This is a genomic window from Kitasatospora sp. NPDC018058, assembly GCF_044327205.1.
GTDB lineage: Bacteria > Actinomycetota > Actinomycetes > Streptomycetales > Streptomycetaceae > Kitasatospora.
In genome coordinates this window covers 37,914-52,847 of the sequence record NZ_JBIRFA010000038.1, presented here as the reverse complement: position 1 = coordinate 52,847, position 14,934 = coordinate 37,914, and the positions used below count along the sequence as shown (strand labels likewise).

The window sequence follows — 14,934 nt, the reverse complement described above, 5'->3', positions numbered from 1 at the left end:
CCGGTCGGGTGCGCCGGGGTGGTGCGGACGTCGACGGGGGGCGGGGACTCGCCTTCGGACCCGTCGACAGCATAGCCCGGCCATGCCAACTTCGACAGTCTTGTCGAAGTTGGCATGCGGGGCGGCCGACTCCCCGGCCGCGGGGTCGCCCCGGCCTTCGCCGACGCCCCGCGCGGCGCCACCGGCATCCGCTTCACCGACCCGCCGTCCCTGCGCGACCAGGTGTGGCGGGCGCCGGCCGGCCGGCGAGAGCGGCATCGACAGTGACGCCGGAGTTACCCTGAGTGGAGGAAGCCGCTTCCCCGGCCGGTGGTCCACAGTGGTAGAGGAGGCCGGGACGGATGGGACTCACCAGTCACGAACTGCTGGCGCTGGCGGCACTGCTCGCGGTGGCCACGGTGCTCGGTACGCTCTGGGTCTGGCCCAAGCTCGCCGTCCGCAGCTGGCCCGCGATGTTCCTGCGCCTCGGCACCATCGCCGTCACCCAGCTGACCCTGCTCGCCACCCTCGGGCTCGCCGCCAACGACTACTTCGTCTTCTACAGCAGCTGGTCCGACCTGCTCGGGCACGAGCACGGTGCAGGCGTCATCCGGGGCGCCGGCGGCGGTCCGGGCGGAGCGGGCGCCCCGGCCGGCAGCCCGGCCGGTACTCCGGCCGGTACTCCGGCCGGTACTCCGGCGGGGGTGCAGGTGCTGGGCACGGCGGAGATCACCGGCGCCGGCTCGGTCGGCCGCGAGCCGGCCCAGATCGGCCGGCTGGACAAGGTCCGGCTGCCCGGCGCCACCACCGGCCTGAGCACCGACGGGTACGTCTACCTGCCGCCGCAGTACTTCCAGCCCGGCAACGGGGGCCGGCACTTCCCGGCCGTGCTGGTGATGACCGGCTTCCCCGGGGACGCCACCAACCTGGTCACCAAGCTGCGCTACCCGGCCACCGAACTCGACCTGCTGCGCAAGGGGACGATGAAGCCCACCGTCCTCGTGCTGATGCGGCCCTCGCCCAGCATGCCCCGGGACAGCGAGTGCGAGGACGTCCCGCACGGCCCGCAGGCGCAGACCTACTTCACCACCGACGTGCCCGCCGACCTCCGGGCCTCATACCGGGTGCTGGGCGGTGCGGACGGCCTGGGCGTCATGGGCGACTCCACCGGCGGCTACTGCGCCGTCAAGCTCGGCATGGAGCACCCGGCGGTCTTCCCGGCCGCGGTCTCGCTCTCCGGCTACTTCAAGGCCGCCGACGACGTCACCACCGGCGACCTCTTCGCTGGCAGCGGACAGCGCCGCGACGAGGCCGACCTCAACTGGCGGCTGGCCCACCTGCCGATGCCGAACGTCGCGGTGCTGCTGGCCGACAGCAAGGAGGACGGCAGCACCTACGCCGACTCCACGGCCTTCGCGGCGGCCGCCCGTCCGCCCCTGGTGGTGGCTCAGGCGACGGTGGACGCCGGTGGCCACAACTTCACCACCTGGGACCGACTGCTCCCGCCCTCGCTGACCTGGCTCAGCTCCCACCTGGCGGACGCCTCGTAGCGTCAGCGTGCGAGCAGCGGCAGCGGCGCCCCGGTGCGGGCGGGCAGTTCCAGCCGGGTCAGCAGCGCCGAGGGCGAGACCTCGACCACCTGGCAGCCGGCCCGCTGCCGGCAGTGCCGGGCCACCGAGCCGCCGCGCAGCCGGTCGAGGCCGCGCCGGGTGGTGGCGCCCAGGACGAGCAGGTCGTCCGGGCCGCTGACGGCGGCGACCAGGGCGCGCCCCGGCTCGGCGTTCACCACCAGCGGGCGGATGACCAGTCCGGCCGGGTAGCCGCCGTAGGCCTGCTCGAAGGCGATGTCCAGGCGGCGCCGGGCGGCGTGCTCCAGTTCGGAGAGCGGGCGCAGGCCGTCCTTGTCGGCCGCCGCCCACGCGGCGACGGGCACCAGCACGGCCTCGTTCCGGGCCGCCTCGCCGACGGCGTGGTAGAGGGCGGCCAGACTGCTCAGTGATCCGCTCAGGCCGACGATCACTCGGGATGTGCCGGTCATGGCCGTTCGCCTCCGTCTCTCCGGTAGCTCACTCCGGTCGGGTTCCGCCGGTTCGGTACTCCCTGCTTCGGATGACTCCAGTGAACCCCCGGAACAGCACGGTCCGTACTGCCGCTGACACGGTCATGACGCGGGCCGTACACATCTTGACGGCCTCCTGACAGGCCCTGGGGGCGTCACCCCAGTCCCGGCACGAACTGGATCAGCAGGTCGATGGCCTTGATGCCGAGGAAGGGCAGGATCAGCCCGCCGAGCCCGTAGACCCGCAGGTTGCGCCGGAGCAGGTCGGTGGCGGAGGCGGGCTGGTAGCGGACGCCGCGCAGGGCGAGCGGGATCAGTGCGACGATGATCAGCGCGTTGAAGATGATCGCGGAGGCGATCGCCGAGGTGGGGCTGTGCAGTTCCATGATGTTGAGGTGGTGCAGCCCGGGGTAGGCGTTCGCGAACATCGCGGGGATGATCGCGAAGAACTTGGCGACGTCGTTGGTGATCGAGAAGGTGGTCAACGCGCCCCGGGTGATGAGGAGTTGCTTGCCGACCCGGATGATGTCGATGAGCTTGGCCGGGTTGGAGTCGAGGTCGACCATGTTGCCGGCCTCCTTGGCGGCGGGGGTGCCGGAGTTCATCGCGACGCCGACGTCGGCCTGGGCGAGCGCCGGGGCGTCATTGGTGCCGTCGCCGGTCATCGCGACCATGTTCCCGGCGGCCTGCTCGCGCCGCAGGTGGGCGAGCTTGTCCTCGGGGGTGGCCTCGGCGAGGAAGTCGTCGACCCCGGCCTCGGCGGCGATGGCCTTGGCGGTGAGCGGGTTGTCGCCGGTGACCATGACGGTGCGGATGCCCATCCGCCGCAGCTCGGCGAACCGTTCGGCGATGCCCTCCTTGACGACGTCCTTGAGTTCGACCACGCCCAGCGCGCGGGCGCCGTGGCGGTCGTGGACGGCGACGAGGAGGGGGGTGCCGCCGGCTTCGGCGATCCGGTCGACCAGTGGCTTGGCCTCCATGGGCAGGTGCCCGCCGGAGTCGATCACCCAGCGGGCGACGGCGGCGGCCGCGCCCTTGCGGATGAGGCAGCCGTTGCCGTCCGGCCAGCGCAGGTCGACTCCGCTCATCCGGCTGTGCGCGGTGAACGGGACGGGCTGCTGCTCGCCGAGTTCGCCGGGAGCCCTTGGTGGCACCCAGTACTGACGGTTCGTCAGCTCGATGAGCGAGCGACCCTCCGGGGTCTCGTCCGCGACGGACGCCAACTGGGCCGCCTCGGCGAGCTGTTCGACGGTCGCGCCGGGCAGCGGGTGCAGGGCGACGGCCCGGCGGTTGCCGTGGGTGATGGTGCCGGTCTTGTCGAGCAGCAGCACGTCCACGTCCCCGGCGGCCTCCACCGCCCGGCCGGAGAGCGCGACCACGTTGCGCTGCACCAGCCGGTCCATCCCGGCGATGCCGATCGCCGAGAGCAGCGCGCCGATCGTGGTCGGGATGAGCGCGACCATCAGCGCGACCAGCACGACGGTGGTCTGCGGCGCGTGCGCGTAGATGGCCATCGGCTGGAGCGAGACCACCGAGAGCAGGAAGACGATGGTCAGCGAGGCGAGCAGGATGTTCAGCGCGATCTCGTTCGGGGTCTTCTGCCGGTTGGCGCCCTCGACCAGGCTGATCATGCGATCGATGAAGCTCTGTCCAGGGCGGGAGGTGACGCGGACGATCAGGTGGTCGGAGAGCACCTTGGTGCCTCCGGTGACGGCGGTGCGGTCGCCGCCGGACTCGCGGATGACGGGTGCGGACTCCCCGGTGATCGCCGACTCGTCGACGGTGGCGACGCCCTCGACCACCTCGCCGTCCTGCGGGACGACCTCGCCGGCCGACACCAGCACGATGTCGTGCAGCATCAACTGCTCGGCGGGGATGACCTCGTGACGACGGTCGCGGGTGCCGACCCGCCAGTGCAGCAGCCGTCGGGCCGTCGTCCCGGCCTGGGCGCGGCGCAGCGAGTCGGCCTGCGCCTTGCCCCGGCTCTCGGCCACGGCCTCCGCGAGGTTGGCGAACAGCACGGTCAGCCAGAGCCAGAAGGAGATCACCCAGGCGAAGACACTCGGGTGGATCACCGCGCTGATGGTGGTGAGCGCCGAGCCGGTCTCGACCACGAGCATCACCGGGTTGCGCATCATCACGCGCGGATGGAGCTTGCGGACGGCGGCGGGCAGCGCCTCGGCCAGCTGCTGGCGGGTGATCAGCGCGCGGCGGCCTCTGGGTGAGGACGGGCGGTGGCTCGGATGCTCCGGTGGTCGCGCGGGTGCGGGGGCTGGGCGACGGAACCAGTCGGTTCGGGTGGCGGTGGCATCCGGTGGGGTGAGGGCCGAACGGCGCATCGTCTCGGGGGACCTTCCGGGCTGCCCTGACGCGGGGGCGGCGGGGCGGCGGGCTCGGTGGCGACGGGGACGGCCGACAGCCCACCACCGGATCCGGGTGCGCCATGCGGGTCTTGACGCAGGCTTGGCGGGGAACCGGCCATCCTTGACAGTTCCCTGACATCATGATCGATCCGGGCCCCGACCTGCACGAACGGTCGTTCCGGTGCCTGGGATGAGGGGCATGTCAGAAAGTCGTCAAGGTACGCCCCCGATGCGTAGGCCGTGCGTCAAGGCCCGGTGCCATCGGCGCACGGAGGGGCTCCACTGGAGGTGGGGGCCGCCGGACGACGGCCCGCGCCACAGACCTGAGGAGCCCGCCGTGACCACCGCCACCGCCGTCATCGACATCGACGCCGACCGGCCGCTGGGGCGCACCATCCGCCTCGTGCCCGCCGTTGGACACCAGGACCAGCCCGAACCGCCGGAACCGGCCACCGACCACGCCCGGACCCGCCCGGCGCACTGCCGGTTCGCGATGCACTACGAGGACTGACCCACCACATCTCTCGACTTCCGTAGGAGTGGCCGCCATGACCCAGCTCACCGTCCCTTCCGTCACCACCGCCCCCGCCGACGCGCTCGGCGGCCCCTGGCCAGCCTCGGCGCGGCCCGGTCCGGGCGCGGATGTGCTGGTCGGCGGGGTCGGGCTGGCGGAGGCCGCAGAGCGGTTCGGCACCCCGCTGTACGTCCTGGACGAGGGTGAGGTGCGGGCCCGGGCGCGGGCCTACCGCCGGGCGCTGCCGCACGCCGAGGTGCTGTACGCGGCCAAGGCCTTCCTGTGCAGCGCGATGGCCGACTGGGTCGCGGAGGAGGGCCTCGGCCTGGATGTCTGCTCCGCCGGTGAGCTCTGGCTGGCCGTCTCGGCAGGCTTCCCGGCGCAGCGGATCCTGCTCCACGGCAACGCCAAGTCCCCCGAGGAGCTGCGGCTGGCGCGGCGGCTGCGGGTCGGTCGGATCGTCATCGACGGCCCGGCGGAGATCGCCCGGCTGGCCGCGCTGGTCGCCGCCGACACCCCGCAGAAGGTGCTGGTCCGGGTCGTCCCCGGGATCGCCGCAGGACACCACACGGCGGTACGGACCGGCGTCGGCGGCCAGAAGTTCGGCTTCCCGATCGAGGGCGGTGACGCGGCCGATGCGATCGCCCGGGTGCTCGACCAACCCGGGCTGGAACTCGCCGGGCTGCACTGCCACCTGGGCTCGCAGATCACCGAGCTGGAGCCGTTCCTGCGGGCGGTGGACGCGCTGGTACGGCTGCTCGCCGAGGTGCGCGAGCGGTACGGCGTGGAACTGCCCGAGCTGGACCTCGGTGGCGGCCACGGTATCCGCTACCTGCCAGGGGACACCGAGTTGGACCTCGCCGAGTTCGCGGTGCGGCTGACCGACCGGCTGGCGGTGCGCTGCGCCGAGGCCGATCTGGAGGTGCCGCGCCTGCTGATCGAGCCGGGTCGGGCGATTGCCGGTCCGGCAGCAGTGGCGGTTTACCGGGTGCTGTCGGTGAAGCACACGGCGGACGGCCGCTGCTTCGCGGCGGTGGACGGCGGGATGAGCGACAACCCGCGCCCGGCGCTGTACGGATCGCCGTACAGCGTGCGGTTGGTGGGCCGCCGCTCGGACGCGGGGGAGGCCCGGGTGGACGTGGTCGGCCGCCACTGCGAGGCTGGCGACGTGCTGATCCGCGACGCCGTCCTGCCGGCGGACCTGCGCCCAGGCGACCTGCTGGCCGTCCCGGCGGCCGGGGCGTACCAGCTGTCGATGGCCTCCGGCTACAACCTGGTCGGCCGCCCGGCGGTGGCGGCGGTGAAGGACGGCCGGGCGCGCCTGCTGATCCGCAGGGAGACGGTGGAGGACTTCCGCCTGCGTGAAGTCGGCCGCTGAGGGCGGAATGGAAGTTGCGCGAGAAGTCGGCCCAGCCGACTTCTCGCGCAGGTGTTTCAGGCGCTGGGCAGTTCCCCGGCCTTGACGGCGCTGACGAACGTCGACCATGCGTCAGCGGGAAAGACGAGCGCGGGGCCGCCGGGGTCCTTGGAATCCCGGACAGCCATTCCACCTGTGGTGACATGCCCCGTCTCCACGCACTCGCTTGCCTGCGCGCTGTAGGAACTCTTGTGCCACCCCCGAGCGGAGATCTCTGGCACGGCCATGTGCTCACCTATTTTCTAGTCTCATACTCATGTCTCTGCTGCGATAGCTGTGATCATATCCAGCGACTCGGACGGGTTCAGGGCCGACGACCGCAGGTACTCGAAAACGAGTCCGTAGCCGTCGAGCTCCGCCTCGCGCTCCAGGTAGTGCCCGTTCGTCAGCGTCTCCACGAACACCGCGCCTGGCGCGGGTGAGTCAGTGAACCCGTACATCACGAACCCACCGCATGCCCCGGCAGTTGCGCCGAGATCGATCGGTGCGACTTGCAAGGTGACGTTGGGGAGTTGCGCTGCCTCAGCGAGATGGCGTAGCTGTGCCTGGCGTACGTCCGCTCCACCAACTGGGCACCGAAGCGCTGGCTCCCAGATGATCGCCCAAAAGCGAGCAGGGTCAGGCTTGTTCAGAATGCCCTTGCGTTCCATCCGGATCTTGACCACTTGATCGATGCGTTCCGGCCGGACGGCGGCAGGGTTTGCCTCAAGCAGTGCACGGGCGTAGTCCTCGGTTTGCAGCAGGCCCGGCACGACCAGGGGTTGCCAGGTCCGGATGTACCGGGCATCGCTTTCCAGTCCGAGGAAGTCGGCGTGGGCAGGCTGAATAGTGTCGCCGTAGTCGTGCCACCAGCCGCGCTTCTTGCTTTCCCGGGCCAGTGTTTCGAGCGCCTCCCTTACGTGTGGATCGGTGACGTCGTAGAGGTCCAGGAGGATGCCGAGGTCCAGGCGCCGGATGCCCACGACGCCTGTCTCTATCCGACTGATCTTCGCGCGGGAACACTTGAGTGCACCCGCAGCGTCGTCAGTTGTCTTGCTCGCCGATTCTCGAAGCCGGCGAAGCTCTGAGCCCAGACGACGGCCGCGCACGGTCGGCCTCGATTCGTCAGTCACGGTGTTCCCTCCTTGAGCTCATCCCAGTCTGCCTTGTGACGGTGTGTCGGATCCAGGCTAAGCCAATGTGCACTGATGCAGAAATGCTGGTTTCGATGAGTACTGGTGCGGGTGCATGCTACTTGGCGTAGTGCAATGCACCACACAGCGTGATCCTGGCGGCTCATCGCTCGGGCATTCCTTTGCCTCCCGCCGCCCTTCGGATCGCGATCTTTCCCACCACACCCGGAGGAGGCCCCGCCATGCCCGGAACGTTGGAGAAGCACTCCTGCTGGCTGCCCCGGCACCACAAGTCCGTCCCCGCTGCCAGACGACTGCTCCGCGACTTCGTCGCGGGCCGCCCCGCCGGTGAACGTTTGCTCAGCACTGGCGAGTTGGTGCTGAGCGAGTTCGTCACCAATGCCGTCGTCCACGCCAAGACGCCGCCCGGACGACTCATCTACCTGCAGTTCGAACTCCACCCCGGCTCGCTCCGCATCGAGGTGCACGACGCCGACCCGAACCGACCGACCGCGCACCCCGCTGCCGACCACGACGAGGCCGGGCGAGGCCTCTGGCTCGTCTCCCAGCTCGCCGCCAGCTGGGGCTGTTGCCCTCGCCCGGGCGGAATCGGCAAGGCGATGTGGGCCCTGATCGGAGGCGCGCAGTGAGCGTCGAACTTCCCTTCCCCGTCTCCGTCGAGATCAAGGGCGTCACCAAGCTCGCCACCTTCTCCAAGCTCTCCGACGCCCTCGACGCCATTCGCACCAGCCTCGCCCGGCTGCCCCTCGACGACGACCAGGCCGGTTACCTCGCCGACCTGTTCAGCGAGGCCTCCGCTGCCCGAATCGCCCACCAGCTCATCGAGTTCGGCGCGGTGCGCGCGATCGCCTTCATCGGCATCGAGTCCGCCCACCCGATCTACCTGCGCTCGGAGGAGGCTCCCGAATGACCCGGCGACTCACCTGGGCCCGGTTGGAGGCCTGGTGGTGCCTCAACGGCCAGTTCTCCCGGCCGATCCGCGCCATCAGCCCCCGCCGCCAGGCCGCCCACGCCGAGATAGAGCTCTGGGCAGCCGTCCCGGGCAACGCCGAAGCGCTGCTGCGCGCAGTGCTCCAGCGGGCCACCGAACCCCCGCTCGCGTGAACCGGTAGCCCGGTCGCTTCGCCCGCCCCGCCTTTGCCGCCCGGAATGTGTCCTGCGCTTGGTCACGACACGGGCGGCACGGCGGTGGGGTGGCGGGTGATCGGGTGGCTGATCTCGGACTTCGCTGCCGACAAGCGGGTTTCGTTAACCTCGACGACAGTTCGTGTCATGGGAACAGCAACCGACTTGGGAGAGACCATGAAGGTTCTCATCACCGGCGGCGCCGGATTCATCGGATCCACCGTCGCCAGCGCCTGCCTGGACGAGGCCATCGAGCCCGTCCTCCTGGACGATCTGTCCACCGGGCGGCCCGAGTTCACCACCGGCCGCACCTTCTATCAGGGCGACATCGCCGACGGCGACCTGATCGACCGCATCTTCCACGACCACCCGGACATCCACGCCACCATCAACTGCGCCGCCCGCATCGTCGTCCCCGAATCGGTGGCCGACCCGCTCGGCTACTACGAGGCCAATGTCACCAAGGGCCTGGCCCTGGTCACCCACCTGTTGCGCAACGGCTGCCACCGGCTCGTGTTCTCCGGCTCCGCCGCGATCTACGACTCCGGCCAGGCCATCACCGAGGACGCACCGCTCAAGCCGCTCTCCCCGTACGCGCGCACCAAGGCCGCCTTCGAAGGCGCGCTGGAGGACATCACCGGCGGCACACCGCTGCGCGTCATCACCCTGCGGTACTTCAATCCGATCGGCGCCGACCCGAAGCTGCGCACCGGCCTGCAGACCACCAAGCCCACCCACGCCCTCGGCGTCATGATCGACCGCTACCGCGCCGGTGAGCCGTTCCCGGTCACCGGCACCGACTGGCCCACCCGCGACGGCTCCGGCATCCGCGACTACGTCCACGTCTGGGACCTGGCCGCGGCCCACATCGCCGCCGTACGCCGTTTCGACACCGTCGTACCCGAGGCCGGGCCCCGCTACCTGCCCGTCAACCTCGGCTCCGGCAACGGCACCACCGTCTTCGAATTGATCAAGGCCTTCGAGGACGTGACCGGCGAGCCGCTTGCCCACCACCTGACCGACGCCCGCCCCGGCGACAATGCCGGCGCCTACCCGGCCGTCGACCGCGCCCGCGACCTGCTGGGCTGGACCCCGGCCCACACCCTCCAGGACGGCATCGCCGCCGCCCTGGCCTGGAACAACGCCCGCCACACGATCCTGAAGGACGAGTGATGACACCTGCCCCACCACGGGCGCCCCGGCCGGCGACGACGATCGTCGTCGCCGGCTACGGGGCTCTGACGTCCGGCGTCCTGCCCCACCTCGCAGGCCTGCCCGTCGACACCACCGGGAGCCCCTGTCGCCCTGGGCGCTGAGTCCCGTTGACGCTGCGCGGGAAGTCGACCCAGCCGACTTCCCGCGCAAGGCTGTTACGGGCGGATCCGTCGTCAGACGGGCTGCCAGAGCTCGACACGGTTGCCCTCGGGGTCGGTGACCCAGCCGAAGCGACCGACACCCTCCACGTCCTGCGTCTCCTCGGCGACGTCCGCTCCCTCGGCCCGCAGTTGGGCGAGCATCGCATCCAGGTCGCGGACCCGGAAGTTGAGCATGGTCTGCTGGGTGCGGGACCCGAAGTAGTCGGTGTCGGCGTCGAACGTCGCGAACACCGTCGCCCCGGGTGCCTGCCGCCACAGGCCGTACTCGTCGGCGTCCAGCCCCAGGCAGTCGCGGTACCACGCGCTCAGGGCCGCCGGGTCGGCGGCCCGCAGGAAGTACCCGCCGATGCCAAGCACACGTTCCATGCGGCCATCCTGCCAGCACGGCGAGCGGACGGGCGGGCGCCGCACCAGCGCCGGCTCAGTCTCCGGTCTCACTCGTGGAGGGCGTCGTCGGGCCCGGTGCGCTTCGCCGTTTCGATCCAGTCGATGACCGCCTGGATGTCGACCGGCCCGGTGGTGTCGACGCGGAGGGTCTGGCCTACCCGGAGCGGGAGGGCCGTGCGGCGCCAGTGCTCCCAGTCGTCGGCCGTCAGCAGGTCTCCGTGGATCGGATGGCGTGGATGGCGCGCCTCGAAGCGACGCCGGGCGGTCTCCAGCGGGACGTCGCACCAGAGCTCCACTGGGGTGGGATCGCCGGCGCGGTTCAGGCCTTGCACGACGAAGTCGCGAACGCCGGTCGGCCAGCAGGATTCGAGGACGGCGCCGGCGGGCGCGTCCGCCAGGAGCGCCCACATCGTCTCGCTCGCCGCGGCGCCGAGCGAGGCGTTCCAGCGTCGTTGTGGCGCGTCGGAGCGTTCGGCGCCCAGCACATCGGCGTGGGCTTCCTTGATGGCGTCCTTGCTGAACAGCGGCAGCGCGAGGCGGTGGGACACGGCCCGGGCCAGGGTCGACTTCCCCGCGCCGGGAAGCCCGTTGACCAGTACGGCGACAGGGCCGGTCACGGTATCGGTGAGCACGGGCGATCCCTTCTGGCGGCGGTTCCGCTCACGGGTGGTTCACGGTGCCTTCCACGAGCGGCGCGAACAGCATGTTCCAGTTGCCGGGTGCCTGCTGTGCCGCCGTGGTCAGGTGGAAGCGCAGGACCTCCCACTCGTCGGGGCGCGCCTGGGCTCCGTGCTCCCGAACGGCGTCGAGGCAGTGGTCGAGGAATTCCGAGTCCTCGTCGTCGAGGCCGAGCCGCTGGTACGCCCGCCGCACCTCCGGCGACTGCTCGAACCAGTCCTCCCACCCGGTGGCCGCCCCGAGGAGGTAGAGCAGGTGGCTCTCGGCTTCCGGCAGCCGGCCGCGCAGGTCCTGTGAGCTGATGGCCCGTTCGGCGTCGGCGCAGGCGAGTCCGGTGTCGGTGGCCGCTGCGGCGACGAGGGCCTCCCAGTAGGTCGCGTCGTGTACGCCGGTGGTCTGCCGCATGTATGCGCTCGCGAAGGCGGCCATGGCGTGGGGGTCACCGATCAGGGGCGAGAGAACCAGGTCGCTCCGGTAGTCGAAGCCGAAGTAGTAGCGGTGACCGTCCAGGGTGAGCGACTCGATGCCGCCCACGTGACCGATCCGGTCGGTCAGCGGAGCCGGATGCTTGAGGAGGTCCTGTTCCATGGCGAGGACCGTAGTGTCCGGCACTGACACTCACGACTCCACGCGGTGCGGACAGGGAACCACGGCTGGGCCGTCGTCGGACAGCACCACACCCGGTCCCCGTTCCAGTAGGAGCTGTGCTCGCGGGCCTGGACGACGGCGGGGCTGAAGACGCCCTTGATCCGGAAGAGCGCCATCCCGCCAACGGGTTTCGCGGTGGGCGCCGCCCGCACGACTCCGCCCCGTCGAGCCGGGCTCGACGGGGCGGAGCTCAGTCAGTCGGTCTCACCCGGTGTGGGCGGCGCTGACCAGGTCGGGCAGCAGCTTCGCCGCGTTGGGCGTGCCGAGGCCGGTGATCGGGTCCCAGCCGGTGGTGGCGGGGTAGCCAGGCACCGTCGGGTCGGCGGTGTTGTTGCCGAGGGTCACGTCGTTGAAGTCGGCCGCGTACTTGGCCGGGTCGGTGCTCAACTTGTACAGGGGCGGATTGATCTGGCCGAGGCCGCCGCCGTTGATCTGGTCCGCGATGGAGACCAGACCGGCCCACTGCGGGCAGGAGAGCGAGGTGCCGCCGATGTCGTACCAGCCCGTGCTGCACGGCGTGGCACCGCACTTGAGGCCGGAGGAGCCGTCCGGCGGCAGCGACAGGTAGACCAGGGCGCCGGTGCCGGGGGCGGCCTGCAGGGACACGTCCGGCACGCCGCGCTTGGCGGCGATCGGCGTGGACTCGGCGGGCAGCGCCGACTGGTAGGCGGGCTTGTCGAAGGCCTGGCTGAAGCCGCCGCCCGCGTTGGTCCAACCGACCTCGGCCGCACCGGGGTTGGCCTGGCACTTGGCCGGGTTGTCGGTGCTGTCCACGGCCCGGTCGCCGGTCGCGTTGGGGTCGGTGCACAGGTACGTGCCGCCGACGCCGGTCACCAGCGGGTCGGAGGCCGGCCACTCGACGGACGGGTCGGGGAGGGTGGTGCCGCCCGACTTCACCGGGGTCTTCTCCGAGCCGGCCGTGCCGTTGTCGCCGGAGGAGCCGAGCACCGTGACGCCGTTGAGGGCCGCCGACTTGAAGGCGTGCCGCAGCGGCTCGATCGACTGGGCGCTGCCGAACGCCCCCTCGGCGGAGGCGAAGGACTGCGAGATGACGTTCGCCAGGTGGTGGTCGACCACGTACTGCTCGGCGTTCATCAGGGCGGGGAAGCCCTGGACGCCGAGCGTCTCCGCGGTGGGCGTGGAGACCAGCAGGATGTTGGCACCCGGGGCCATCGCGTGCGCGGTCTCGACGTCGAGCGCGACCTCGAGCGCCCAGGCGGCCTTGTTCTCCTGGCCGGTGCCCTGGCTGGTGGACGGCGGCGCGGTGGTGCCCGGTGAACCCTGGACGTGCAGCTCGCTGAAGGTCGGCATGCCCGGCTGGCAGGTCACGCCCTCCTCGCCGCACATCGCGTTGACGCCGAAGGCCTGGTCGAAGACGTGCAGGTCGTGCGCCATGGTGTCGCTGCCGTACGAGTCGAAGATGGCGATCGTCTGGCCTCGACCGTCATAGCCGTCGGTGTACAGCGGGCCCAGGTTGTAGGCGGCCCTGATCGCCTGTGGGCTGAAGCAGCGGCGGCCCGCGCTCGCGCACTGCGCCTGGGTGGGGGGAGTGGCGCCGGTCGACACCTGGGTGTAGTCGGCCACCGCGGGGTGCACCGCCGGGTAGCCGGTGGCCACGACGCTGCCGACCGTCGGGACGGCGAGCGCGCCGGAGGCCGCGAGGGCGAGGCTGCTCACCCCCGCCAGGAGCATGCGGCGTATGGTTGGAGCCTTCAAGTAGTCCTCCATGACGGATGGTTGGGGGACATCGGCCAGGGACCCGGGTCGGATCGAGCGACACCGGGTGTGTGGGGTCTCCGGGACGGAAGGTCACGGACGGGCGCGAGTGTAGGCGGGTGAGTAGCCCGGCCTCAATGGCTCGTCGGAAATCAGATCCACATCCTTACCGTGTTGGGCTGTCGCCGTCGCAGAGTTCCAGGCCACGCGCCCTGGGGACCCGTCAGCGGCACAGGGCCGTGTCGACCACACCCTCGATGCGCTTCGTCACCGCGTAGTCGGCCGGGAAGGCGAGCGCCGGGCCGTCGGGCTCCTTCGACTCCGGGCGACGTTGAGACCGTTCTGCGTTCGGCGCTCACGCGCGCCGCCGCTTCCCGAGCCCGTTCGGGTGAACTGCCGCCCGGTTGCTTCGCGTGCGCTCCGTCGACACGCCAAGCTGGGCCCCGAATCCGTGGGAACCCCCTGAGGAAAGGCCTTGTCGATGACGCGCGCGCTGATCGTGGTGGATGTGCAGAAGGACTTCTGCGAGGGCGGAAGCGTCCCGGTCGGCGGTGGTGCCGACCGGGCGCGGGCGATCGCCGAGTTGGTCCAGGGCCCGGCACGGGAGGGCTGGTCCCGTGTGGTCGCCACCCGGGACCACCACGTCGACCCGGGCGGCCACTTCTCCGAGCACCCGGACTTCCGGGACTCCTTCCCGGTGCACTGCGTGGTCGGCAGCGAGGGCGGCGAGTTCCACCCCGCCTTCACGCCCGCCGTCGAGGCCGGTGCGGTGGACGAGGTGTTCTTCAAGGGCGCCCACTCCGCCTCCAAGAGCGGCTTCGAGGGCTTCACCGCCGACGGCACCCTGCTCGCCGACTGGCTGCACGACCAGGGTGTGGACGCGGTCGACGTGGTCGGCATCGCCACCGACCACTGCGTCAAGGCCACCGCCCTGGACGCCGTGAAGGCCGGCTTCGACACCCGGGTGCTACTGGACTACACGGCGGGCGTGGCGACCGACACCACCCGGGCCGCGCTCGGCGAACTGGACCGCGCAGGAGTGGACTTGACGGGCGAGCCGGTCGTGCTCGCGTGAGCCGGCGGCACCGAGTGTCCCGCCGGTCGGCCGGGCGCGCCCTGGACGTCCGCCGTGCTGCCCGCAATCGGGCGGAGAAGGCCCTCGCCGCCCACGTACGACCTCACTCCCCGGAGGCGGCCGTGGTCGATGAAGCGGGAAGGGGCTCGGCGCGAGAGCCGCTGAGGATCACACCGCGGGAGGTCACCATCGGCTGGACGTGCACCGACTGACGGTCCGTGCGTGCCACCCCCAGGGCGAACCCGCAGGGGCCCGGCCGTCGACATCGACCGAGGCCTCCGCCCGGGCCGGCCTCCCCGCGTGGGAAGGCCGGCCCGGTGCCGCGCCAGGGCTCATAACGGAACGGTTGCGGAGCCCGCCCTTCCTGTGCGAGGTCTTGACGGCTCGGGGAGGGCGGGCGTTTGCTGTCTCCCGCTCGTGCGAACCTGTTGGGTTGTGCTTTGTTTTGTGGATTTGAACGTTCA

At 71.2% G+C, this 14,934-nt stretch carries 17 protein-coding genes; 9 read left to right on the top strand and 8 right to left on the bottom strand.

Translation table 11 applies throughout. The features are described 5' to 3' along the window. Positions 1–114 precede the first annotated feature (114 nt). Together ACH4E7_RS35625 and ACH4E7_RS35620 are read left to right on the top strand one after the other, a co-directional pair. Positions 115–267: a hypothetical protein gene (locus ACH4E7_RS35625; protein ID WP_396253324.1), complete on the top strand. Its 153-nt coding sequence runs from the start codon at positions 115–117 to the stop codon at positions 265–267. Between the two features lie 74 nt (positions 268–341). Continuing rightward, complete coding sequence (locus ACH4E7_RS35620) at positions 342–1,529, top strand: alpha/beta hydrolase (RefSeq protein ID WP_396253323.1); 1,188 nt, start codon at positions 342–344, stop codon at positions 1,527–1,529. A 2-nt stretch (positions 1,530–1,531) separates the two neighbouring features. Here the strand turns inward: ACH4E7_RS35620 and ACH4E7_RS35615 are convergent, their stop codons facing one another. Together ACH4E7_RS35615 and kdpB are read right to left on the bottom strand one after the other, a co-directional pair. Then, positions 1,532–2,017: a universal stress protein gene (locus tag ACH4E7_RS35615; protein ID WP_396253322.1), complete on the bottom strand. Its 486-nt coding sequence runs from the start codon at positions 2,015–2,017 to the stop codon at positions 1,532–1,534. A 176-nt stretch (positions 2,018–2,193) separates the two neighbouring features. Next, complete coding sequence (gene kdpB / locus ACH4E7_RS35610; protein WP_396253321.1) at positions 2,194–4,377, bottom strand: potassium-transporting ATPase subunit KdpB; 2,184 nt, start codon at positions 4,375–4,377, stop codon at positions 2,194–2,196. Positions 4,378–4,738: 361 nt separating this feature from the next. On the opposite strand from kdpB, the gene ACH4E7_RS35605 reads away from it, so the two are divergent. Further along, positions 4,739–4,912, top strand: a complete 174-nt coding sequence (locus ACH4E7_RS35605) for a hypothetical protein (protein WP_396253320.1) — start codon at positions 4,739–4,741, stop codon at positions 4,910–4,912. A gap of 37 nt (positions 4,913–4,949) precedes the next feature. Beyond that, complete coding sequence (lysA, locus tag ACH4E7_RS35600) at positions 4,950–6,293, top strand: diaminopimelate decarboxylase (protein ID WP_396253319.1); 1,344 nt, start codon at positions 4,950–4,952, stop codon at positions 6,291–6,293. 56 nt (positions 6,294–6,349) lie between these two features. Here the strand turns inward: lysA and ACH4E7_RS35595 are convergent, their stop codons facing one another. Beyond that, entirely contained in the window at positions 6,350–6,559 is a 210-nt protein-coding gene (locus tag ACH4E7_RS35595; protein ID WP_396253318.1) for a DUF397 domain-containing protein, read from the bottom strand. 27 nt (positions 6,560–6,586) lie between these two features. Then, positions 6,587–7,444, bottom strand: a complete 858-nt coding sequence (locus ACH4E7_RS35590; RefSeq protein WP_396253317.1) for a helix-turn-helix domain-containing protein — start codon at positions 7,442–7,444, stop codon at positions 6,587–6,589. Positions 7,445–7,686: 242 nt separating this feature from the next. Here ACH4E7_RS35590 and ACH4E7_RS35585 point away from each other — a divergent pair, with 242 nt between their 5' ends. The 4 genes from ACH4E7_RS35585 to galE all read left to right on the top strand — a co-directional run bounded on the left by ACH4E7_RS35585 (position 7,687) and on the right by galE (position 9,763). Continuing rightward, positions 7,687–8,094, top strand: coding sequence for an ATP-binding protein (locus ACH4E7_RS35585; protein WP_396253316.1), 408 nt, complete (start codon positions 7,687–7,689; stop codon positions 8,092–8,094). Further along, positions 8,091–8,375 carry a hypothetical protein gene (locus ACH4E7_RS35580; RefSeq protein WP_396253315.1) on the top strand — a complete coding sequence of 95 codons (285 nt, stop codon included), beginning with the start codon at positions 8,091–8,093 and terminating at the stop codon, positions 8,373–8,375. Before ACH4E7_RS35585 ends, ACH4E7_RS35580 begins: the two co-directional genes overlap by 4 nt. After that, complete coding sequence (locus ACH4E7_RS35575) at positions 8,372–8,569, top strand: hypothetical protein (protein ID WP_396253314.1); 198 nt, start codon at positions 8,372–8,374, stop codon at positions 8,567–8,569. Before ACH4E7_RS35580 ends, ACH4E7_RS35575 begins: the two co-directional genes overlap by 4 nt. 198 nt (positions 8,570–8,767) lie before the next feature. Continuing rightward, positions 8,768–9,763: a UDP-glucose 4-epimerase GalE gene (gene galE, locus ACH4E7_RS35570; protein WP_396253313.1), complete on the top strand. Its 996-nt coding sequence runs from the start codon at positions 8,768–8,770 to the stop codon at positions 9,761–9,763. 215 nt (positions 9,764–9,978) lie between these two features. Here galE and ACH4E7_RS35565 read toward each other — a convergent pair whose 3' ends face one another. From ACH4E7_RS35565 to ACH4E7_RS35550, 4 genes are all read right to left on the bottom strand, one after another. Then, entirely contained in the window at positions 9,979–10,332 is a 354-nt protein-coding gene (locus ACH4E7_RS35565; protein WP_396253312.1) for a VOC family protein, read from the bottom strand. A 68-nt stretch (positions 10,333–10,400) separates the two neighbouring features. After that, entirely contained in the window at positions 10,401–10,985 is a 585-nt protein-coding gene (locus tag ACH4E7_RS35560; protein ID WP_396253311.1) for an AAA family ATPase, read from the bottom strand. 28 nt (positions 10,986–11,013) lie between these two features. Further along, on the bottom strand, positions 11,014–11,619 hold the full coding sequence (locus tag ACH4E7_RS35555; protein WP_396253310.1) for a hypothetical protein: 606 nt from the start codon (positions 11,617–11,619) through the stop codon (positions 11,014–11,016). 264 nt (positions 11,620–11,883) lie between these two features. Beyond that, positions 11,884–13,371: a hypothetical protein gene (locus tag ACH4E7_RS35550; RefSeq protein WP_396253309.1), complete on the bottom strand. Its 1,488-nt coding sequence runs from the start codon at positions 13,369–13,371 to the stop codon at positions 11,884–11,886. 505 nt (positions 13,372–13,876) lie between these two features. Between ACH4E7_RS35550 and ACH4E7_RS35545 the strand changes: the two genes are divergently transcribed. Next, positions 13,877–14,470: an isochorismatase family protein gene (locus tag ACH4E7_RS35545; protein WP_396253349.1), complete on the top strand. Its 594-nt coding sequence runs from the start codon at positions 13,877–13,879 to the stop codon at positions 14,468–14,470. Positions 14,471–14,934: the final 464 nt, after the last annotated feature.

Excerpts from the sequence above, each read along its gene's own strand:
- ACH4E7_RS35625 (WP_396253324.1), top strand. The coding sequence starts at position 115 with ATGCGGGGCGGCCGACTCCCCGGCCGCGGGGTCGCCCCGGCCTTCGCC.
- ACH4E7_RS35620 (WP_396253323.1), top strand. The coding sequence starts at position 342 with ATGGGACTCACCAGTCACGAACTGCTGGCGCTGGCGGCACTGCTCGCG.
- ACH4E7_RS35615 (WP_396253322.1), bottom strand. The coding sequence starts at position 2,017 with ATGACCGGCACATCCCGAGTGATCGTCGGCCTGAGCGGATCACTGAGC.
- kdpB (WP_396253321.1), bottom strand. The coding sequence starts at position 4,377 with ATGCGCCGTTCGGCCCTCACCCCACCGGATGCCACCGCCACCCGAACC.
- lysA (WP_396253319.1), top strand. The coding sequence starts at position 4,950 with ATGACCCAGCTCACCGTCCCTTCCGTCACCACCGCCCCCGCCGACGCG.
- ACH4E7_RS35595 (WP_396253318.1), bottom strand. The coding sequence starts at position 6,559 with ATGGCCGTGCCAGAGATCTCCGCTCGGGGGTGGCACAAGAGTTCCTAC.
- ACH4E7_RS35585 (WP_396253316.1), top strand. The coding sequence starts at position 7,687 with ATGCCCGGAACGTTGGAGAAGCACTCCTGCTGGCTGCCCCGGCACCAC.
- ACH4E7_RS35575 (WP_396253314.1), top strand. The coding sequence starts at position 8,372 with ATGACCCGGCGACTCACCTGGGCCCGGTTGGAGGCCTGGTGGTGCCTC.
- galE (WP_396253313.1), top strand. The coding sequence starts at position 8,768 with ATGAAGGTTCTCATCACCGGCGGCGCCGGATTCATCGGATCCACCGTC.
- ACH4E7_RS35565 (WP_396253312.1), bottom strand. The coding sequence starts at position 10,332 with ATGGAACGTGTGCTTGGCATCGGCGGGTACTTCCTGCGGGCCGCCGAC.
- ACH4E7_RS35555 (WP_396253310.1), bottom strand. The coding sequence starts at position 11,619 with ATGGAACAGGACCTCCTCAAGCATCCGGCTCCGCTGACCGACCGGATC.
- ACH4E7_RS35550 (WP_396253309.1), bottom strand. The coding sequence starts at position 13,371 with ATGCTCCTGGCGGGGGTGAGCAGCCTCGCCCTCGCGGCCTCCGGCGCG.
- ACH4E7_RS35545 (WP_396253349.1), top strand. The coding sequence starts at position 13,877 with ATGACGCGCGCGCTGATCGTGGTGGATGTGCAGAAGGACTTCTGCGAG.